The organism is Sutcliffiella halmapala, from assembly GCF_050107295.1.
Lineage (GTDB): Bacteria > Bacillota > Bacilli > Bacillales > Bacillaceae_I > Sutcliffiella_A > Sutcliffiella_A halmapala_A.
Genome location: NZ_JBNIKR010000001.1, coordinates 259374 through 280268, shown reverse-complemented (window position 1 = coordinate 280268; position 20895 = coordinate 259374). Strand labels below are relative to the sequence as shown.

General features: G+C 44.5%; 21 protein-coding genes and 2 riboswitches. Of the genes, 4 read left to right on the top strand and 17 right to left on the bottom strand.

What is annotated here, in order from left to right; translation table 11 throughout:
* Window positions 1-9 precede the first annotated feature (9 nt).
* The 3 genes from ACQCT5_RS01395 (at window position 10) to ACQCT5_RS01385 (ending at window position 2580) form a co-directional block, all read left to right on the top strand.
* Complete coding sequence (locus tag ACQCT5_RS01395; RefSeq protein ID WP_499638213.1) at window positions 10-990, top strand: sensor histidine kinase; 981 nt, start codon at window positions 10-12, stop codon at window positions 988-990.
* 22 nt (window positions 991-1012) lie between these two features.
* On the top strand, window positions 1013-2086 hold the full coding sequence (locus tag ACQCT5_RS01390) for a GIY-YIG nuclease family protein (RefSeq protein ID WP_499638210.1): 1074 nt from the start codon (window positions 1013-1015) through the stop codon (window positions 2084-2086).
* Between the two features lie 149 nt (window positions 2087-2235).
* Window positions 2236-2580 carry a hypothetical protein gene (locus ACQCT5_RS01385; protein ID WP_499638207.1) on the top strand — a complete coding sequence of 115 codons (345 nt, stop codon included), beginning with the start codon at window positions 2236-2238 and terminating at the stop codon, window positions 2578-2580.
* 53 nt (window positions 2581-2633) lie between these two features.
* Here ACQCT5_RS01385 and ACQCT5_RS01380 read toward each other — a convergent pair whose 3' ends face one another.
* From ACQCT5_RS01380 to ACQCT5_RS01310, 15 genes are all read right to left on the bottom strand, one after another.
* The gene (locus tag ACQCT5_RS01380) at window positions 2634-3239 is read right to left on the bottom strand and encodes an SAM-dependent methyltransferase (protein ID WP_499638204.1); all 606 of its coding nucleotides are present in this window, start codon (window positions 3237-3239) and stop codon (window positions 2634-2636) included.
* 74 nt (window positions 3240-3313) lie between these two features.
* Window positions 3314-3742, bottom strand: a complete 429-nt coding sequence (locus ACQCT5_RS01375) for a bifunctional adenosylcobinamide kinase/adenosylcobinamide-phosphate guanylyltransferase (protein ID WP_499638201.1) — start codon at window positions 3740-3742, stop codon at window positions 3314-3316.
* The gene (locus ACQCT5_RS01370) at window positions 3697-4323 is read right to left on the bottom strand and encodes a histidine phosphatase family protein (RefSeq protein WP_499638198.1); all 627 of its coding nucleotides are present in this window, start codon (window positions 4321-4323) and stop codon (window positions 3697-3699) included. The genes ACQCT5_RS01375 and ACQCT5_RS01370 overlap by 46 nt, the downstream gene beginning before the upstream one ends.
* On the bottom strand, window positions 4275-5036 hold the full coding sequence (cobS, locus tag ACQCT5_RS01365) for an adenosylcobinamide-GDP ribazoletransferase (protein WP_499638195.1): 762 nt from the start codon (window positions 5034-5036) through the stop codon (window positions 4275-4277). The genes ACQCT5_RS01370 and cobS overlap by 49 nt, the downstream gene beginning before the upstream one ends.
* On the bottom strand, window positions 5026-5571 hold the full coding sequence (locus tag ACQCT5_RS01360) for a bifunctional adenosylcobinamide kinase/adenosylcobinamide-phosphate guanylyltransferase (protein ID WP_499638192.1): 546 nt from the start codon (window positions 5569-5571) through the stop codon (window positions 5026-5028). Before ACQCT5_RS01360 ends, cobS begins: the two co-directional genes overlap by 11 nt.
* On the bottom strand, window positions 5568-6647 hold the full coding sequence (gene cobD, locus ACQCT5_RS01355) for a threonine-phosphate decarboxylase CobD (protein WP_499638189.1): 1080 nt from the start codon (window positions 6645-6647) through the stop codon (window positions 5568-5570). The genes ACQCT5_RS01360 and cobD overlap by 4 nt, the downstream gene beginning before the upstream one ends.
* A 16-nt stretch (window positions 6648-6663) precedes the next feature.
* Window positions 6664-7632 carry an adenosylcobinamide-phosphate synthase CbiB gene (cbiB, locus tag ACQCT5_RS01350; protein ID WP_499638186.1) on the bottom strand — a complete coding sequence of 323 codons (969 nt, stop codon included), beginning with the start codon at window positions 7630-7632 and terminating at the stop codon, window positions 6664-6666.
* Window positions 7629-9098, bottom strand: coding sequence for an adenosylcobinamide amidohydrolase (locus ACQCT5_RS01345; protein ID WP_499638183.1), 1470 nt, complete (start codon window positions 9096-9098; stop codon window positions 7629-7631). The genes cbiB and ACQCT5_RS01345 overlap by 4 nt, the downstream gene beginning before the upstream one ends.
* Window positions 9091-10164, bottom strand: coding sequence for a FecCD family ABC transporter permease (locus ACQCT5_RS01340; RefSeq protein ID WP_499638180.1), 1074 nt, complete (start codon window positions 10162-10164; stop codon window positions 9091-9093). The genes ACQCT5_RS01345 and ACQCT5_RS01340 overlap by 8 nt, the downstream gene beginning before the upstream one ends.
* The gene (locus ACQCT5_RS01335; RefSeq protein ID WP_499638177.1) at window positions 10130-11122 is read right to left on the bottom strand and encodes an ABC transporter substrate-binding protein; all 993 of its coding nucleotides are present in this window, start codon (window positions 11120-11122) and stop codon (window positions 10130-10132) included. Before ACQCT5_RS01335 ends, ACQCT5_RS01340 begins: the two co-directional genes overlap by 35 nt.
* Window positions 11123-11286: 164 nt before the next feature.
* Window positions 11287-11492, bottom strand: a riboswitch (cobalamin riboswitch).
* Between the two features lie 60 nt (window positions 11493-11552).
* Window positions 11553-12608: a nicotinate-nucleotide--dimethylbenzimidazole phosphoribosyltransferase gene (gene cobT, locus ACQCT5_RS01330; protein WP_499638174.1), complete on the bottom strand. Its 1056-nt coding sequence runs from the start codon at window positions 12606-12608 to the stop codon at window positions 11553-11555.
* A complete protein-coding gene (locus ACQCT5_RS01325) occupies window positions 12592-14115 on the bottom strand; it encodes a cobyric acid synthase (RefSeq protein ID WP_499638171.1) in 1524 nt (507 codons plus the stop codon). Before ACQCT5_RS01325 ends, cobT begins: the two co-directional genes overlap by 17 nt.
* The gene (locus tag ACQCT5_RS01320) at window positions 14108-15481 is read right to left on the bottom strand and encodes a cobyrinic acid a,c-diamide synthase CobB (RefSeq protein ID WP_499638168.1); all 1374 of its coding nucleotides are present in this window, start codon (window positions 15479-15481) and stop codon (window positions 14108-14110) included. Before ACQCT5_RS01320 ends, ACQCT5_RS01325 begins: the two co-directional genes overlap by 8 nt.
* A 22-nt stretch (window positions 15482-15503) precedes the next feature.
* A complete protein-coding gene (locus ACQCT5_RS01315) occupies window positions 15504-16049 on the bottom strand; it encodes a cob(I)yrinic acid a,c-diamide adenosyltransferase (protein ID WP_499638165.1) in 546 nt (181 codons plus the stop codon).
* Between the two features lie 172 nt (window positions 16050-16221).
* A riboswitch (cobalamin riboswitch) is annotated at window positions 16222-16408 on the bottom strand.
* 47 nt (window positions 16409-16455) lie between these two features.
* Complete coding sequence (locus ACQCT5_RS01310) at window positions 16456-17544, bottom strand: aromatic acid exporter family protein (RefSeq protein WP_499638162.1); 1089 nt, start codon at window positions 17542-17544, stop codon at window positions 16456-16458.
* 198 nt (window positions 17545-17742) lie between these two features.
* Here ACQCT5_RS01310 and ACQCT5_RS01305 point away from each other — a divergent pair, with 198 nt between their 5' ends.
* On the top strand, window positions 17743-18570 hold the full coding sequence (locus tag ACQCT5_RS01305) for an MBL fold metallo-hydrolase (protein WP_499638159.1): 828 nt from the start codon (window positions 17743-17745) through the stop codon (window positions 18568-18570).
* 104 nt (window positions 18571-18674) lie between these two features.
* Here ACQCT5_RS01305 and ACQCT5_RS01300 read toward each other — a convergent pair whose 3' ends face one another.
* A complete protein-coding gene (locus ACQCT5_RS01300; protein WP_499638156.1) occupies window positions 18675-19706 on the bottom strand; it encodes an alpha/beta fold hydrolase in 1032 nt (343 codons plus the stop codon).
* 60 nt (window positions 19707-19766) lie between these two features.
* Window positions 19767-20810, bottom strand: a complete 1044-nt coding sequence (gene mnmH, locus ACQCT5_RS01295; protein ID WP_499638153.1) for a tRNA 2-selenouridine(34) synthase MnmH — start codon at window positions 20808-20810, stop codon at window positions 19767-19769.
* Window positions 20811-20895: the final 85 nt, after the last annotated feature.

Sequence of the window (20895 nt, the reverse complement as noted above, 5' to 3'; positions counted from 1 at the left end):
GGGATCACCGTGAAAGCTTCACTTCTATATTGGGTCCTCCTGGCAGCGTTTGGAAGCATTCACCTGGAATTTCTTTTGCACAATCCTACTTGGAATATGCCTATCTATCTTGTGAGTTTACCTGTCATCGGGGTGGTGTATTATATATATAAAAGAAGACTCCTGGAAATCTCGAGTATCGGAACTCGTTGGAACTTGATACTGCTTGCCATGCAGCTCTTGCTGGTGAGCCTTTATTTTACGGTCGAGCTATCCTGGGCCACTTTTGCCCCCTTCCTCATTTTTGTTGGTCTGGAGGCAATCCGCATGAATGGGGCCCGGAAGATTTCTGACTTGACCCGCAGCTTGCTTGAATATGAAGAGCAGCGCAAGCATCTCAACGAAACCTTCCGCGTTGTCCGCGGGGAGCGTCACGAATTTTTAAAGCACGTATCGGCGGTTCATTTTATGCTCGAAAACGGCAAGGATAAAGAGGCCAAGCACTATTTGGACAATCTCGTGGATGGCTATGAAGAGACAAACCTTTCGATAAAAGGGGAACGTGGCGTGGTGGCAGGTGTCCTGCATCAGATGTATCGTCGGGCACAACATAGCGGCATTTCCATCGTCTACGACCTGGATCTTCCGCTCTCGACTCTGCCCGTTTCCGATTCCAACATGGTAACCCTTATCGGCAATCTGCTCTCCAACAGCATCGATGCCTGTGAGGAGTGGCAGAAGCATCACAAGAAGCAAGCCGTATTGACCCTGCAATTTTACAAAAGAAGCGGGCTCTATCTGCTTGTTTGTAAAAACAACAGCCTTCCAATACCTACACCCGTCCTGGACGAGCTCTACCACTCCTACGGCCATACGACAAAAGGCGAAGGACACGAAGGGCTTGGCACCAAAATGGTCAAGGATATAGTCGAAGTACAACAAGGCTTTCTTGACTTCGTTTACCGGGACGAGGAGTTCACTGTAAAAATAAAGATACCTGCTATACGTTAAATCTTTTAAGGAGGGACTGAACATGAACCTACAACAGAAAATAAAGTTCCTTCCCTCCTCCCCAGGCGTCTATCTGATGAAGGATCCGTACGGTACCATTCTCTATGTCGGAAAATCGAAAGAGCTGAAAAAGCGGGTACAATCCTATTTCCGCGCTTCGACCGTCCATACTCCCAAAATCAAGCGGCTCGTGACCCACGTTAGCGACCTCGACCATATCGAGACGGACACGGAGTTCGAGGCTTTTTTGCTCGAGTGGAAGCTGATTCAGGAATACAAGCCGCACTATAATCGGAAAATGAAAAGCCCACAAAGCTTCATCTACCTTGCGATCCCGAAAAACAGGGAGTTCCGTAGCCTGAAAATAACGACCCAACCTATGAGCAACGAACGTTTCCACTGTTTCGGCCCATATACTAGCAGAAAGACCGTGGTCCGTGCCATTGAAGGATTCAATGACACCTTCCAATTCCAGTGCAGCCACCCCAACAATAAAAAGTCCCGCTGCTTGAACTATTCGCTTGGATTTTGCAACGGGCTCTGTCTCGGTGGGGCTGCTTTAGAAGATTACGATCGGATGTTGGATTTGCTTATTTCCCACCTGGAACATCAGGACACCAGGTTAATGGAGCTTGTGAAAAACAGGATGGAATCAGCCGCTGAAAAGCTGGAGTTCGAAGAGGCTTCAAGATACCGCAATTACCTGAACATCCTGAACACCCTCTCCTATAAGGAGGAAGTGATCCATTTTACCGAAGCGAACCATAAAGTTGCGATTGTGGAAAAGATCGATGAGGAAACGGGAAAAATATTAATCATACAGAGGACAGAAGTGATTTATTCGAAAAAATTCGCTTTCGAGGATGGTCTGGAAAGTTTAAAGGAAAAAATAAAAGTTCATCTCTCGTCCACTTCCAAAGATGAACCATTTCAAGAAGTTACTAAGTTCGAGATCGACAAGGCGCAGATTATATACAGCTATCTTAATAGCGGGAATTGCCGGTTTGTCATACTCGAGGGTGATTGGCTGAGCGCTGAAAATGAAAGGATACTGATACAAAAACTACAAGAACTATTACCTCAAAAGAATGCCTGAATGGGCATTCTTTTTTACAATATAAACCACTCTATTTCCCTTTAATTAAAGAAGGCTATCTGTTAGAATGAGGTTGTATTATCCTTCTCCCTCCCCTATAGAACATCTCTTCAGTTTTACCACACCAAATATCCCCTAGGAGGAAAACCATGACTGATCATGAACTCTTACACGCCATTTTTCGAGAGGTGAAAGAACAAAGGCAGGAAATGAAAGAAATTCGTACTATTGTCGACGAACACACCAACATTCTATATGAGCACTCCAAAACCTTAAACAAACACTCGCAAATATTAGATAGCCATTCTCTAATATTAAGTGAGCACTCCAACAAATTAGATGATCATACTCATTCCCTTACACGCCTCGAAAAAAAGTTGGATGCCCAAACTGATATAGTAAACTCATTCAAGATTCATATTGATTATCTAGTGCAAAAACAAGCAAAACAGGACATGGAACTGAACAGAATTAACAAACTAATCAAGCTATAGTCAGAAAAATAAAAAGGTTGAGAAACTGAATCCAATCAGTTTCTCAACCTTTTTTAAAATGCCAACCCATAAATCAAAAACCGTTCATTCACATTCTGTTCATACCCCTTCAACCGGATTTCCTGCTTCCATTCGAACAATGGATGATTCTCCAGATAATACACGTAATCCTCCGATGGGTAATAGAAAATAAGTTCAATGTTTCGGTAGTGCCGCTCGACCGATGACAGGATATGATCCACAACCTTCCTGAAGATCTGCACGGTAAAAGGGTTGAAGAAATAAAAGCGGTTATCTGTAGGATGCACCTCGTATTCCTCGGCCAGACAGCAAAGGAACCTGATTTCGCTATCCCCGATTCTGTGCTTCCTCAAGTATCGCTTGCGATTCTCAATAGCTTCTCGATAAAAGTCTTCGTTCATTTCAACCCCTGTGACACTTGCGCCAAAACGGTAATGTAGGTAGAAATTCAACCGCCCTTTGCCACACCCATAGTCTACAACACGGTCCCCGTTATCCAGTTGACATTGTTCAAACAGCTCGTCAAGGGCCTCATATGGAGTAGGCTCATAGCGGTGGTAATGGTAGGATTTAAGAAAGCCCTTTTGTTCTTCAGAAGTATGTATGTGAAGTAGTTTATCGTAGTCTTTTTTGATCATGATGTCCTCCTGGAGGGAGTTTTCGTTCCATTATAACCCATAGGAAAATTCAATGAAAAAGAGAACCATCATTCCTACTTCAGCCTTTTAGCTATCCCATGCCATACATATTGCACCTCTTCTGCCAGTTTTACTGCATCCTGTAAGATCCAGCCCGCCAGGTCCCTGAATCTTCTTTCCTCTTTATCAATGGGGACAATTCCTCTCCCGACCTCCAGCATAATCAATACAATTCCATCATTCCTTACGCGTTCTTCTTCCAGGAAACTCTGAAAAAATTTGCTGAACTCTGCTCGTATGACAGCGTCCCCCGCTTCTTTTTTCATCTGATCTTCTATCCATCTCTCCCAGCCCTCCAAAACCAGCGTGGTTCCACCTCGCCATTTTTTATCCCAGTCTGATAAGAGGTCATTGTAGTAGGAAGAAACCCAACTGAATTCTTTATCCTTTTCCCTCACTATATTCCTTTTCCCGGCAAAGGCACCTCCGATAACGAGTTGCATGTCCAATCCCCCTCCTTTCTTGTCAAAGAGATTCGAACACTCTGTCCATGCTGGATGGACCCCTCCCAAAAGTTGTCAGTCGCTTTAAATCTAGCAAGAAGATAACGAATTACTCCACCATGTGTGAGCAAGAGGATCCGTACTGATGGTTTTTCTGAAATATGTAGAAATTGTTCATCGATAAAGTCGTCCACTCTCGCTGCAAAACCACTTCCAGATTCACCATTCGGAGGACATTCACTTTCCCAATCTGTTAGCCATTTTCTGTAATGATCGTTATCCTTTAGCTCATCATAAGTTTTTCCTTCCCACTCACCGAAATTCAGCTCTCTCAATCTCCTATCTGTGCATGCCATCGCACCATAACCCAAATAGGATACAGTTTCCCGGCAACGCAGCAGGTCACTTGTAAATACATAGTCGAATGAGTGGTCCATCAGTTCCTTCCTCAACGTGTACAACCTATAGAGCTCATCTGTCAAAACTCCCCTATCCGTATGCCCTAGGTACCTTTTCTCCCTGTTCCAATCCGTTATCCCATGGCGAACGAGAAATAGATCCATGTGATCGCAAGTCCCCATAATTCTCCTCCTTCAATGGCGGTTCCAAGTAAATCACCATTGATCCCTTTAAATGCTTTTTTTACCCACCACCCAAACACCACTATAAATAAAAGATAACTCGGCAGTAAAAAGAGAAACTCATGCAGAAAAAGAAAAGCTGCCGCAACAGGAATCGCTGACCAAACCACATCCCACCCATTTATATTCCGTCTCCATTCCCATGCAAGGCCGCTTTTCTTGGCAGGAGGCAGCGTGTACATGAGAACTACTGCACCAAACCTGGATAAGGCCAATATCAACAGAAATGAAAAGATTAATTGACGGGGATCCTCCAGAATCATGTAAATAAACATGATCTTCCACACCATTAAAAAGAGGAGCGCTATGATTCCGAAGCTGCCTACATGAGGATCCTTCATGATTTCCCATTTCTTTTCGATGGGGGCGTTCGATCCAACCGCATCTGCCACGTCCATCCACCCGTCCAAGTGCAGTCCTCCTGTTAGCCAAACCCAAAGTGTGAGGACCAGTAGGGATAAAAAGAATAGGGGCATATGACCTTCCACCATTTTGAAAACAAGGACGATTACGGTCCCTAAAACCATTCCGACTAGCGGGTATGCCCTGATTGCCCATCTGCTCGTTTGTTTGGTCCATGGACAAGAAACAGGAACAGGTAGTCGCGTTAAAAATTGAAGTGCCAATAATAAACCATATAGGCTATTCTTCATCCTTCTCCCCCTTCCAGTAGGACGGAATTCCAGCAATTATCTGGATCGCATATTGTGCTTCTTGAACAACCATTTGATGGAGACGTTCCAAGCTATACATATATTCGTTTACTAATTCATAAGGAGAAGGGCAGCCCTCATTCAAATCATTGGACACTATGATAAGCTGAAGCTGTTTTTCTTTAGCGAAGCTGCACCATTTTGAAACCTCTTCCGCTAGATCGGAATAGGAATATGTTCTATCAAACATCATGTTGCTTAACCAAATTGTCAGGCAATCGATTAAAATTACATCACCAGACTGGAAGTTTTCAAGAGTTCGCGATAGTTCATAAGGTTCTTCCTCTACCTGCCAGTCATTCGCTCTTTCCTGCCGATGAATCTTAATACGCTGCTCCATTTCTTTATCACTTCGTTTAGCTGTGGCAATATAGACTAACCGTGCATTTTTTGTATTGGAATAAATAGAGCTGGCCATCCTTTCTGCATACGTGCTTTTTCCTGAACGTGCCCCTCCGGAAATAAATATAATCATCTATCCATCCTCCACTTTTGAAGAGCAGAAATTAACTTGGCGTTTTCCTCTTCAGACCGTATTGCAAGCCGGAGATAACCCCCGTCCAGCCCTTTAAAGTTATGGGTATGTCTTGCCAGTACACCATGGTGAAATAAAAATCGGAATAAATCGTCTGTCTGTTGGGGATGCTGGCTATCTTGCAGGAGGTAAAAGTTTGCTTGAGATGGGGAAACATAGAATCCCAATGAAGCTAATGAGGATCGTACAGTCCGGGATTGCTCCATTAGCCATATTTTCGTCCAGTCTACAAATCCTTTATCCTCCAGCAGCTTTGGCACAATAGCGTCCGCCCATGCATTGATACTCCATGGTATCTGTTCCGCTTTCAATCTTTTTATCAATCTACTGTTTCCCAACATGTATCCCAGGCGTACCCCGGGGATGGTATACATTTTTGTTAAAGAGCGCAATAGTAGTAAATTCGGATACAAAGCTACCAAGGAAGACAGCGAAAGGTCCGGAACAAAGTCCACGAAAGCCTCATCCACCACTATATATGTATTCGTTTTTAATCCTTTGTCCAATAACGCTCGTATCTCCTTTTCCGGAACCACCGTTCCTGTCGGGTTATTGGGGCGGCAAAGGAACAGGACGTCTTTTTCGGTGAGCTTTTCCAAAACAAAATCTAAAGGCACAGCAAAACCATCCTGAGGCATTAACCCAATATCCTCTGTTTCGATATGATAATGTTTACACGCACGCTCATATTCCACAAACGTGGGCTGCAAAATCAAAGCCTTCTTTCCTTCAAAATATTTCGCCGCCAAAAATATGGCTTCTGCTCCACCATTGGTCAGTAATACCTCACCCTCATCCACCCCTTCATGCTCTGCGAGGCTGGCAGTGCTATGAGAATAGCTTGGATCTGGGTAATGAGTAAGACTCTCATACTGGTTATACAGCTCCTCTTTAAGCCACGCTGGAGGCCCTAAGGGATTTAAGTTCGCGCTGAAATCAAGGATGGTTTTCTCCTTATCTAGTTGAAAAAGCTGTTTCATTGTTGCTGGTTGTCCGCCGTGCTCTGGCCATTTCATCGATGTTCCCCCTCCATTACATGAACTGTCCAATATAAAGTGCTATTAGTAGAAGCCCTAAAAACCCAAGCCAGCCTCCATGCATATAGCGGATGGCTTTATCAATATCTGAGACCAATAATTTTCTGGTGGAATTACCCATTGTCGCCCGTTTTGAAATCCTGCCATTATAGTAATTGACTCCGCCCAATTGAACGCCCATCAATCCAGCTACCATTGCCTCAGACCAACCGCTGTTCGGACTTGGGTGCTTTTTGGCATCTCTCCATGTAGTTTTCAGTGCTTCCATATGCCTTGAGCCCCGCAAAAAAAATGAAGAAAACCACATAGTCAAAGCAGTCAATCTGGCCGGAAGCCAATTGAAGATATCATCCAATCTCGCAGATGCCCAGCCAAACTGGATGTACTGTTCATTTTTATAGCCAACCATGGAATCGAGCGTATTTATCGCCCGGTACGCCATCGCTAATGGAGCACCGCCAATCAATGCCCAGAACAATGGCGCTGTTATCCCATCGACAGTATTCTCGGAAACAGTTTCCACCGCTCCCCTCACAATCTCGCTTTCTTCCAGATGCTCGGTATCCCTCCCGACAATCATGCTGAGGCTTTTCCTCGCCCTCACTAAATCTCCTTCAGCCAAGGGCTCTTTTACACTTTTCCCGGCAGAAGATAGTCCTTTTATCGCGATCGTTGTCGATATCAAGCAGATCTCCATCACTACACCCGCCGCATAATAAATGTGATAAGAGATACTAACGAAAAAAAAGGTCACAACATAAACGGTAACAACGACAGTCCATGTAAGAAGCACTCCTTTTAGCCTTCTGTTTGTACCAAGGTTCCATTTTCTCTCCAATAGTGTAATTAGCTTTCCCATCTGAATGACAGGGTGCGGCAGCCACCTTGGGTCACCAATCCATAAGTCCAGTAAAATCGCTCCTATCAGTATCAAACACGCTATGTAGAACGGTTCTTCCATCATCCCTGGACCCTTTTCAAATATTTCCGTATCGCTTGCGTTGTAGCCTGATAGACAACATGGCCAATTCCCTTTCCGAAAACCGTTCCCGAGCCTGCATAAGGAGTCTGTACCCCTTGCTGCGTGACAGCTAGAACCATCGCATCGGTAGAAGTCCCGGTTGCAAGCGTTTTTGTTTCCGGGTCCATAATTTCCAGATCCTGCAGCGCCTTCACTTTCGCTTCCGTGGCAGACATAAGTCCATTAACGAGTGCTCCGTCCGTAAAATGGGCATCGATAAATATCATCATATTGATGGTCCCGATCTGAAGCGGTAAATTGGCTGGATGCCCTTTCGAGATATCTACCGCATTTCCTACCCCGGCAGTAACGACTGCCATAAATTCGATACCGGCTATTTTCTCCATCACAATCGTGACATCCTCCAGCTGTACAGCCGTCATCAATCCTACCGCCTGTTCAGGGGGGATATGATATTTTTCCATCCAGTCTTGTAAATCTTTTTTCGGGTTGGAGCAATTATAGTTTTTTGAAACATGAAAGTTGCAGAAATGCTTCAGCCATTGAATACCATCCCCCACCACACCATTGGAGATACAACGCAAAGGATGATTGAATTGAACATGAATATAATCGGACGTCTGTTCCATTTGGTAGGCTTCGCGAAGGCTATAGGAATGATCTGGCTGCTCAAATCTTGGTGTCATAAGGAGCTGTGGCTTCGGTACGATTGGGTGTGATTGCGTTTGAATCTCTACTTCATACACTTTTTTCAGTTGATCTTCCTTGCGCAATGTGTCGGTGTCCCCCACTTCAAGAAACGAACCCTCATAAAGCAAGGCAAGGCGATCGGCATAAAGGGAAGCAATATTCAGATCATGCAGAATAGAAAACACGGTCAGTCCTTTTTCTTGCTGCCATTCCTTAATAAGATCCAGCATTTGAAAGGTGTGCTTGATGTCCAGATGGTTCGTAGGTTCATCCAACAAGAGAATTTCCGGCTCCTGAACCAATGCTTTTGCCAATAGTACCCGCTGCTTTTCCCCTCCGCTAAGCTTGCGGAATTGTGTGTTGCGAAACTTGGTTATCCTGGTTTTTCTCATCACATATTCCATGGCATTCTTATCTTCTTTGGATAGGCTTTTAAAAATCCCTGTTTGATGTGGATAGCGGCCAAGACTAACGATTTCCTCCACCGTATAATCAAAAGACACCTGAACCTCCTGAGTCAGTACGGCCACTTTTTTCGCTTTTTCCAGTTTGGAAAAGGCAGTAATGGGTTTTTCGTCGATAAGAATTTCCCCTTGCTGAATGGGAAGCTGGCCTGTAATGAGTTTAAACAGGGTCGTCTTCCCACTTCCGTTCGGCCCTAACAGCGCGAAAAACTCTCCCTTTTGAATGTTGAGATCAAGCCCTTTAATGATGGGGATAGCTGAATAGCCACCTGTTAGATTTCTGACCTTAATCAATTGACTTCCCCCTTCCTACTCTTTCGCGGACTAGTAATGCAGCAAAAACCGGCGCGCCAATCAATGCCGTAATGACCCCTATCGGCAATTCCTTCGGTGCTATAATGGTTCTTGCTCCCAGATCCGCCAAAACGAGGAAGCCTCCACCAACAAGCATGGATAAAGGAAGGACATGCCGGTGATTGGGACCTGTTATAAGTCTAATAAGATGAGGGATGACCAAACCAACAAATCCGATGGATCCCGAAACGGCGACTGCCGCCCCTGTTAAAAGGGAAGCACCCACTAAAATGAAAATTTTCCCCCGTCTCACATCGACACCGATATGATCGGCTGCCTCCTCCCCCAAAGCCATGGCATTCAATTCACGATAATGAATGAAGAGGATTAAGGTACCAAGGACCATAAAAGGTACGATTAACTGTACATGACTCCAGCCTCTCATTCCGACACTTCCATAAAGCCAATAGATGATCTGTGTCATGGAATCCCGATCCCCCAAGGAGATGATCAAGGAGATGATGGAGCCGATAAAGGCACTGATGATGATTCCTGCTAAAATGATCGTTTCTATTGCCAATCCTCTATTACTTAAGCGAACCAATCCAAAGACAAGCAAGAGGGAAAGCAGTCCACTGATTATAGCGACAATCGGTAGGGTAAAGCTCCCTAAACCAATAATCGTAACCTGAAAGAATAGAACAGCAACCGCTCCCAATGCTGCGCCAGAAGAAACACCAATCGTATAGGGGTCTGCCAATGGATTGCGTAACAGCCCTTGAAACGCTGCTCCTGCCAACGCCAATGAAGCTCCCACAAAAAGGGCAAGAAGGACCCTGGGAAAGCGGATATTCCAAATGATCATTTCTTCATTTTTCGGTACTTCCTCTAGCCACCCCAGCCCAAAAGCATTTTCCAGGACAATATGGAGGACGGTTGTGATAGGAATGGTTACACTGCTGCTTAATAGACCAAGGAGGGCTGTACCAAGTACAAACCCTCCACATCCTATATAGAGCCAAACGAGCTTATTAGTTAAATATTTCCGGATAAACGATTTTTGCAAGTGTTTCCACCCCTTCAATTAAACGAGGACCAGGTCTCGTTACCGTATCGCTATCCACATCATGTACTTCTCCCGATTTTATTGCAGGCACCTCGGCCCAGCCATCACGTGCCATCACCGCTTCCCTTGGACTCTCCACATAGTATCCGTACGTGGTGACAATCACATCAGGATTTAATTGAACGATTTCTTCTTCGGTCATCTTGACCCAGCCTTCTTGATCTCCAGCTGCATTTTCAGCTTGGATGGATTCCAGCATTTCGTGCATAAAGGTTCCTTGTCCCGTGGTAAAAATATCCGGAGCCGGTGATACCTCGACCCACACTTTCTTTTTATCCGTTACAGCTTTCGCCTTTTCCTTCACTGCTTCAAGACGTTCTTTCATATCGGAAACCAGCTCTTCCGCCTCCGCCTTCTTACCTGTTGCACTACCGATTAGATCGATTGTTTCGTACACATCGTCAAAAGAGGTTTCACTGCCAATTACAATGACCGTTATTCCCGCTTCTTCAAACTGGGACAAAATATCAGCATGTGTTTCCAGATGATAGTCCGTCACAAGGGCAATATCCGGTAGAAGGGTAAGGATAAGCTCAACATTCATATCCTGCGCCCCCACCTTTTCTACCTCAAGCGCTTCCGGAGGATAGTTGCAATAGTCGGAAACCCCCACCATTTTATCGCCTAATCCTAATGCATAAGAGATTTCAGTACTGCTGGCCTGTAGGGAAATAATAGATTCCGGTTCTTCTTCGATGACAATTTCCTCTCCGGTTTCATCTTTGATAGTGACAGGAAATTGCTTCCCTTCTGTTCCCTGCTCTTCATTCACAGCAGTTTCATTTACTTCGCCACTTGACTGCTTGTTTGTTTCAGACCCATTCATACCACATCCCGCTAAAATCGCCATCGTTACTAGCAGCGTGATCATGCTCCACTTTTTCCATAATTGCTTCATGTTTTCTCTTCCCCTTTTTCCGCTATTTTGCAAATAAAAAAACGCTATCCGAAAGGAAAGCGTTGAACGTAAAAATGCACCTATTATTACTTAGTCTATCAGACTGGCAAAATAGGAATGGTCTCTGGATAACCACGCACTTTAAACATCCCTTTCCTCGAAGGTGTTTAATAACAACATAGGCAGGTCTCCTGACTTGCACTTCATCAGTCGGCTACTCCTTCCCATGCATCATCATGCAAAGTGGAGATACGTTAGCCTTCCTCAGCGCTTACAGTGGCGGGACCGTGTTGGACTTGCACCAACTTCCCTTTTCACCTTAAACTTCATTGTCATGAACATTTAAGGAACCTATTTGTCTTAATATTCGTTTTTTTATTCTAAAAGTCATTATAAGTTAACTTCATACTCTTGTAAATTTAAATTTTCCCTATTTTGAGTTGGTCGATTCCGATACTCCCGCAGAGGCAAAAGTCGCCATATCCTTCAGGATCCTGGCAGAAGCCTTCACAATAGGATATGCAAGGGCAGCACCCGATCCCTCCCCGAGCCTCAATTCCAAATCAAGCAGCGGCTTCTTTTCCAGGAGCTCCAAGGCAAGCCTATGCCCAATTTCCTTTGATTGATGACCGATTATCAAATATCCCTTGATAGGCTGGCACATTTCCACCGCTAATATTGCAGCTACTGTACTAATGAATCCATCTATTAAAATCGGAATTCTCTTTTCAGCCGCACCAAAAATAGCGCCTATCATGCCCGCTATTTCGAGTCCACCAAGCTTCGCTAATATATCCAATGGATCCCCAGGGTCTGGTTGTCGATTTTCAACGGCCTGTTTGATCACCTGCTGCTTATGTTTGATCTTAATTTCTGATATGCCTGTACCTGTACCTACTATTCTCTCTAAATTATTTTCCATTAGAAGCACAGATAGGATTGCACTGCTGCTCGTTGTATTGCCTATTCCCATTTCCCCGAGTAATAGACATTTCGCTCCCCGTTGAATCATATCATTCGCTGCGTCCATTCCCACTCGGATGGCTTCCAGCGCTTCATCCCGACTCATGGCATCTTCCTTTAAAAAGTTCCCTGTACCATAACGGACTTTTCTTGAGATGAGCCCATCCCTTTCTATCTCACTTGCTACACCAATATCGACAATATCCAGCTTGGCATCGATCTGTTTTGCCAACACATTAATCGCAGCTCCACCGTTCAGGAAATTATGTACCATCTGGACGGTAACTTCTTGGGGGTACGCAGAAACTCCCTCACCTGCCACCCCGTGATCGGCAGCAAACACAATCAACCCAGGGGGAGATACAGACGGAAAATGGTTGGATGTGATTTCCCCAAGCTGAATCGCTAATTCCTCCACTCTTCCTAAGCTTCCAATCGGCTTTGTTAAGGTGTCCAAATAAGCACGCACCTCATTCCCGATACTTTTATCAACTGGTTGTATTTTCTCACATATCTTTAACATGGCAGACACCTCTCTGAAATTCCTTCATTTTTTGATAGATTACATCCAATTGAATATGTTCCCTCACTACATCCGCCAATCGGTCAAAGGATTCTTCTCTTTTTTTGGCAAAGGAGACCCTGACATGGATAGGATCCAATCCTTTGTTATCTCTCAGTTCATTAAGCAGGAACTCCCTGAACTCGTCGTTATGGAAAATCCCGTGAAAATAAGTCCCCATGATCAGCCGATCCTCACTCCATACTCCCTCTGCCCTGTCGCTCAGTTCAATCAAATGATCGCACCCTGATTCAAAATGGGAATCCCCCATATGTATTTCATAGCCGGAAACAGGAATCGTTCTCCCTTGAATCGTAATGACCCCTTCGGAGCGGATGGTTGTTTTGTTCGGTGTGATGGAGGTATTCATGGGAATCAGCTCTAATCCCGGAGCCTGCTTAATAGGAGATTCAACTCCCAGCACATCCTCGATTTCTTTCCCCAGCATTTGAAAACCGCCACAAATCCCGACTATCATCGTCTTTTTTTCCGATAATGCCAGAATCCGATTAGCCAAACCGCTGTCATGTAAAAATAATGCGTCCTCCACAGTATTTTTACTTCCGGGTAAAATGATTAAATCCGGTGTCCCTAATTCTTCTGCCCGGCTAACAAATCGCACGTGGCAATCAGGCTCCTCAAAGAAAGGATCGACATCTGTAAAATTTGAAATCAGAGGGTAGCGAATAACGGCAATATCCAAATCCTTGGACGTATCTATTTTGGTTGAATAATTGTCTAAAACTACCGAATCCTCTGCCTCTATTGTCAAATGATTAATAAAAGGGATGACCCCAAGGACGGGTACATCTGTATACTCCTCAAACCATTTCAAACCTGGTTCCAACAGGGATACATCTCCGCGGAATTTATTGATGACCACCCCGATTACTCTCTTTCTGTCTTCCGGTTCCAAGAGCTGCAGCGTTCCTACCAAACTGGCAAATACCCCACCCTTTTCAATATCACCAACCAAAATGACTGGTGCATTTGCCAGACGCGCCACACGCATGTTGACAAGTTCCCTGTCATTCAAATTGATTTCAGCCGGACTTCCCGCTCCTTCTATCACTACACATTCATAGCCTTGCGCCAATTTTTCATAGGAATCCTGAATCAGCTTTAATCCCTGCTGGAAAAAGTCCTGTCGATACTCTCCTGCCTTCATATTTTGATAAGGGACACCATGCACCACGATTTGGGACTCATAGTTTCCTGTAGGCTTGATTAGTATCGGGTTCATATCGGTGGTTGCGATAATGCCTGCCGCTTCCGCCTGAACACCTTGCGCTCGTCCAATCTCCTTACCATCGATGGTGATATACGAATTAAGGGCCATATTCTGTGATTTGAACGGGGCTGTTTTAAAGCCATCCTGTGCAAATATCCGGCATAAGGCTGTGACAATCGCACTTTTCCCTGCATCAGAATGAGTGCCTTGAATCATGATGGGCCTCGCTTTATCCATTTGCTTTCCACTCCAGACATCGGTTGATCCAATTCTCTACAAGCTTTGGGTTGGAGGCAAAATGGATGTGGGTATAACCTGCTACTAAATTACCACTCACGTATCCATCCTTCTGCTTTCCTCTTGTCCCTTTTGTTTCATAGGCAAATTGGTGGTCTTCTCCTGGCAGAAAGGTGGAATAATGAAACTCATGCCCCTTAGCCTTATCCCCTTTGGTCATCAGGCTGTTTTCATGCTCTGCACAAACCTCCCGATAGCCGATCGCTGCCAACTTCTTCTGCATGGTCACCTCTCCGGCAATGATTCCTGCCATCGGTTGCTTCCTTCCATCCACCGTTATTAATGCATCACAGAGGTACATGAAACCTCCACATTCCGCAAAGGTTGGGATGCCTTCAAGAACGGCATTCCGAATCGATTCCTTTACCCTGATCTGGCTCGCTAATATATCGACATACTCCTCTGGAAAACCGCCACCCAAGTAGAGGCCCTGTACTCCTACAGGCAGAGCTTCTCCTTTTAAAGGGGAAAAATAGACTAGCTCTGCTCCATAAGCCTGCAGGAGCTCCAAGTTTTCCTGATAGTAAAAATTGAAAGCCCGGTCGTATGCAACTGCGATTTTCACGCCCTTTGGTGGTCTTTGGGTAAAAATCCCTGATTCCTCTACCTTCAAGGTTGTGGTCTTTGCCAACTGGTAAAGCAGATCGATATCTATTGTTTCTTCAACGAGCTCACCCAGCCTTTCAAACAACGCGTCCAAATCGCCGCGTTCTATGGTCGGGATCAATCCTAAATGACGCTCTGGCATGGATATGTCCATTTCTCTATTCAAATAGCCGATCACGGGAATATGGCATTCCTGTTCCACCGCCTCTTTTATCAGCTGAAAATGCCCTTTCCCGCCAACTTTGTTCGCGACCACGCCGACAATATTCACCTCTGGAGATAAAGATTGAAAACCCTTTACGATTGCTGCGGCACTTCTGGCCATGCTCGAGCAGTCCACAACCAACAGTACTCGGCTATCTGTGATGATACTGATTTCTGCTGTACTGCCTTCATTGGTCTTTGGATTTTTGCCATCATAAAAGCCCATGACTCCTTCCATTACCGAGATGTCAGCACCTTCACTCCCTATTTGGACAATCTCCTTAACGATTGCTTCATCAAGCATCCAGCTATCGAGATTCCGAGAGCGCCGTCCCGTCACTGCTGTATGATAGGAGGTGTCAATATAATCCGGTCCACATTTAAATCCCTGAACCGTCATACCCCTTTTTTGGAGAGCCGCCATCAGTCCTATCGTGACCGTCGTTTTTCCTACACCACTACTTGTTCCTGCAATGACAATCCTTCTATCCATCAATCCTACCCCCACCCTGACAGAATTAAAACTCGATTCCTTTTACAGCTGCCACGCCATCGTTGTAATAATGCTTTTCCGGTTCAATGATGGATACTAGATCTGCCATTTCTTTTATTTCATCCTTTGCGTCTCTGCCAGTGATGACCAGGTGCACGTGTCCTGGTTTATTTTTTATCACATCCATGACATCTGCTAATGGAAGAACATCCTCTATCGGAAATCGGTCGATTGCCAATGCATTGTTCAGTTCATCTAAAACCACTACATCGAATTCCCCACTCAGCACAGCTTCCTTTGCCAATGGCCAACCCTTTCTTAATGCCTCGCGATGGTCCTCCGGTGTTTTCGTCCAAGTAAAACCTGCCCCAAGCTGAACCATCTCAACTCCAAGTTTTTCTAACGCTATTTGTTCTCCATATGAACGCTCCGGTGACTTGATAAACTGAAAAATTTTAACTTTCATCCCTCTCCCCACTGCACGAAGAGTCAGTCCCAACGCAGAGGTTGTTTTTCCTTTCCCATCACCTGTAAAAATAAGTGTCAACCCTCTTTGCTTTTCTTTGCCCATAATGAACCTCCTGTAAAAAAGTGATGTAACAGATTAAGAGAATAAAAAAACGCCTCTCCTATATAAGGAAAGACGCTAAAGCGCATTATGAATCGCATGTCCACTTTTCACAATACGTATCTATGAAAGCAGAGAGATATTAATGTCACTTTAAGCATTCTTTCCTCGTAGAATTCTTAAAAACAAATAGGCAGGTTTCCTGACTTACGTCTCATCACAGCGTTAATCCTTCCCATGCATGAAAAGCACAGTGGATAAAAGCTAACACGGTTCAACGTTTACAGTGGCGGGGTCCGTGCTGGTTTTGCACCAGCTTCCCTTTTAACCTCCGAAAAGGCACCTAAATGTTAATATGTAATTGGGTGAATTATATACTTTATTGTTTATATTGTAGCGTATTGCATGTTTAATGTCTTGCGGATTTTAATATTGCACGGTGTTTCGCTATAGCCAGACGATGCTTCCACGCATGGTGCTCAATTTTAGCCAGTTCCTCCAATAAATCATTGATTGCTATCAATTCATAAAAAATAACGGTGTCCGTTGATAATATATGATAATCGGTTTCGGTCGAAGAAGGTATTCTTTCAGCGAGCTGGTCAAATAGCCTGTCCATCCATTGATGGTGCTCTTCCGTCATTTCATATCGATCATTCTGTAGTACACCACTTATGGTCCTTGTGGTTGAGAGTATGAGAACCGATTTGTCCTGATCAGCTATCCGTTTGTGACTTGGAATGAAAATCAAATTCCCGACGTGATAAGTCAGCTGTGTCAAGATTTTCAGTTTTCTATTTTCATAATAGAAATGCCGCATGTCTTTTCTTTTGTAACGATGGTATTTCCATTCCTCTTTCTGATAGCGGCAAAGATCCTCGACACGCTCCACCTCTCTCACTACCTTATGAAAGGCCAATCTGGTCTGCCTGGGATTGGCGAGCATTTTCCCCTTTATCAGCGCCCCACCGCTTCTTTCTATCAGTTGCCCTGTTTCCTTTAACAGCCCCCTGACTTTTTCGGAGATGGCTGGAGTATAATTCGGCTTTAACACCAGCAGATTTACAAGCGTGGATACGGATAGACCAGTGATAGTCGTACCCAACCTGACAAGGAAGGAAGAAAGATAATGATCATGAACGGTCGTGATCATCGCTACACCAGTCAAGGTGGCAACAAGGATTCCATCGTCCAGGTGCAGCTTATGACAGGTGATGATGGTCGCAAGTGCCACCAGCGTGTACGTCACAGGATTATCACCAAAACCCATGTAAAACAAAATGGCATATCCAGCGCCGATGCCCGAGGCCGGAAACCGGACAAACGCTTTTTTTATCGAATTGGCAGCGGTCGGCTCAATGGTAACAATCGCCGCAATGACAGCAAACATGGCAGGCCATGCCAAAGCCTCGCAGATCAACGCGGTAATGAACACCGCAATACCTGTTTTGAGTATCCTTCCACCAATAAAGTGTTTTAGTTTATGAATGTAGGTCATGTTTGTTCAGTCCCTTAAGTAAGCGTATTCTTTCATTATAACGTAAAGGATGGAGGAGAAAGAGGGGAAATTGTCAAGCAACATCTCAGGACGATAATTCTCTATGTATGACAGGTTCACCTTTCAAAAATTAACAATCCAACAACCATTTTTGCTATAATTTTGGTATACATTGGAATTAACGGGGAGATGGTAGATTTGTTGTTTAAGAAGAAAGCATCCAAGGGTGAGATTAATGGTGTATCCTATCTAAATGGAGAAATTTCCTTGAAAGGTGTTTCGTTAAATGTTTACAGCTATTTGATTGATGGCATGTTAATCGATACCGGAGCACAATCGCTACATAAATTTTTTGAACCCTTCCTTGATGAAGCGGATTTTGATCAGGTCATGCTCAGTCATTATCATGAAGACCATACTGGCTGTGCCGCATATGTCCAAAAAACGAAGAATGTGCCGATTTATCTTAATGAAACATCCATCGCTTCCTGCACTCGGCGGGCAGATTATCCGCTCTATCGAAAGCTGTTCTGGGGAAGACGCCGGCCGTTTCAAGCCAAACCGCTCTCAAACACCTTCCAATCCAGAAATGCCACTTGGGATGCCATCGAAACCCCCGGTCATGCCTTTGATCACAAAGCCTTTCTTAACAGGGAAACAGGACAGTTGTTCACCGGCGATTTGTTTGTAAGTGCGCGCACCAAGCTGGCATTGGCAGATGAAAGCACCCCTGAAATCATCCGCTCCTTGGAAGGTGTATTATCCTATGATTTTCTTGAAGTTTTTTGTAGTCATGCAGGGTATTTGGAAGATGGCCGCAAAGCGCTTGAAAGAAAACGCGACTATTTGCTTTCGGTTCAATCGGAAGTATTGTCCATGCACAAAGAAGGATATTCAACGGAAGAAATTCGGCGCAAGCTATTTCCGAAGACATTTCCAATCGTCAAATTTTCTCGCGGGGAATGGGATTCGATTCATATTGTCACGTCTATTCTGAGAGAACATAGTTTACAACCGCATAAATAAGAGAAATGAATTCGCAATGGAATTCTTTTTTTTCAAACTACAGGGGCCTGACCCTCACTTTGTTAAAGTGTTAAAGCGTAAAACCCCTGATAAACGGACCAATGTCACGGAAGATATCGGAGCTGCTCCAATAAATACTGTTCAATTAATTGTGTATCCTCCGGATGGAAGATATGAGCCGATTTTTCTACCCAGACTAACTTTTTCCCGTGGGTTGCGTCTACTCTGTTATAAAACTCTTCTACTAGACTGCCATGCACGTGAAAATCCTTGGAACCGTGGATAAAGGTAATGGGAATCTGGAGTTCCTGGACAGATTCCATAAAATTAAAATCAGCAAGCTCTTCTATGAAAGTTTGGGAGTAGACCAGCTTAAATCCATGATAAAAGCTATGAACTATATCTTTTATGCTGTAGTCTTCCGAAAATACCATGTCTTTTGAGACACCGATCAGTCCTGGGTGCTTGGTGGAAGGGTCCGTGTATACGAGCGTATTGAAAATTCGCTGCCATTTTCTTAGGACGCCCCATTGTTTAAAGCTTTCTACAAATGGAGGCTCTCCGACGGATTCGAGTTCCTTCAGAGCTTTATGCTTTTTACGCCTTTTTGCTTCCTCTTTCATCCACTTTAAGGACAGGCGATCATTTTCCGTCCAGCTTATGATTTGAGAGAGTCCTATATAGGAATAGAATTTTCCCGGATATCTTGCCACGAGATTCATTCCAATAACAGAACCCCAGGAATGGGCTGCCAGGAAAATTTTTTCCTGCTGAAAGCGCTCGGTTAGATAATCTGTCAGCTCCTTTGCGTCTGAGACAAATTGCTCCACCGTCATGGTCTCCTGTGGAATGGTGGGATGATAGGATTTACCAGTTCCTCTCTGATCCCAGAAAACAAGGACAAAGTGTTTGACCAATTCTTTGGTGTTGGTCACGATTGTATAGTCTTTTCCTCGAGAGGAAACTCCCGGCAGCGGCATGGAAGGTCCTCCGTGGATAATTAATAGAATAGGATTATTCGAGTTTTCAGCTTGGATAAGGATCGATTGATTCACTCCGCCGATATGTACCTGTTCAACAGAACTGATTCCGTTTTCTCCAATAATGAAATCCATTTTACTTTTAAGTATTTTCACAATCCTGCTCCCTTTCCTCACAGCTTTTCTTCCAAAACTAGTATCGTTTTCGGGAAAATATCACCTATTCAGCGGGGTGAGGCCCCTACAAACAAGTTCATAAACTCCCTCCACCGCTTCCTCTACATTATTTGCTTCCAGCACTATTCTTTTGCAGTCTTTGGCACTATGCAGGTATCTTGGATCGTAGTAATGCTCCAATAGCAGGTGGATGGCCGGTTCATATTGTCGCTGCTTCAGATGGGTTTCAATAGCGGCTGCGATTGGGGTGTGGATGTATTTTTTTATTCTGCGAAATGCCAGTACACATTCATCGTGATAGTCCCATGGTTTATATTCAGTCATAATATTTTGCACGCGGACCTCCATGGGCATTCTGATAAAGATGTGAGTGGATTCCTGTTTTTTCTTAGTAATGAATTCGGGCAGCAGGATTTTTCCCATTCGTTTGCTTTCGGCTTCTACCACCAGATAGGGTGCTTGCTGATTCTTAAGGACAACTTGAAGGAGATTGGCCTCGAACATTTTCTGGCTGATTGACGCCAAGCCAATCTGTCCGAAAACGGAGCCGCGGTGCATTGCCAACCCCTCCAGATCCAGAATCGGAACACCTTTTTCCTGTAGCTTGTGGAGAATGGCGGTTTTTCCTGTACCAGTTCCTCCATTTAGAATATAACCTTCAGGAAGAATGTCGATATTCTCCAGTTGCTCCATCACCCAGCGGCGGTACGCTTTTACCCCGCCCTGTAACCGTTTTGCTTTCACGCCCATCAAATCAAGGACCGTGGCAGTGGTCTTGCTCCGCATCCCTCCACGCCAGCAGAAGACAACGAGATCCCCTTCAAGCTTTTGGAACGCTCGAATAAAGTCAGGAAGTTTTGCAGAAACGATCTCCAGTCCTCTGTCCTTGGCCGCGTCCGCACTGACCTGCTTATAGATCGTACCCACTTCGGCCCTCTCTTCATCATTGAAAAGCGGGATATTGATGCTCCCAGGAATGGTCATCTCTGCAAACTCCGCAGGAGAACGCACATCGATTACCGTACAGCCTGATTCAGCCGTGCGTTCAACCAGTTCCTTCACAAATATCTCTCGAACCATCATTATCAACCTCTCCATCATTTACCGTATAAAGAAAATTCAGATACTATCATTTTAGCCGAACGAGGGAAAGGTTAACAGATTGAAC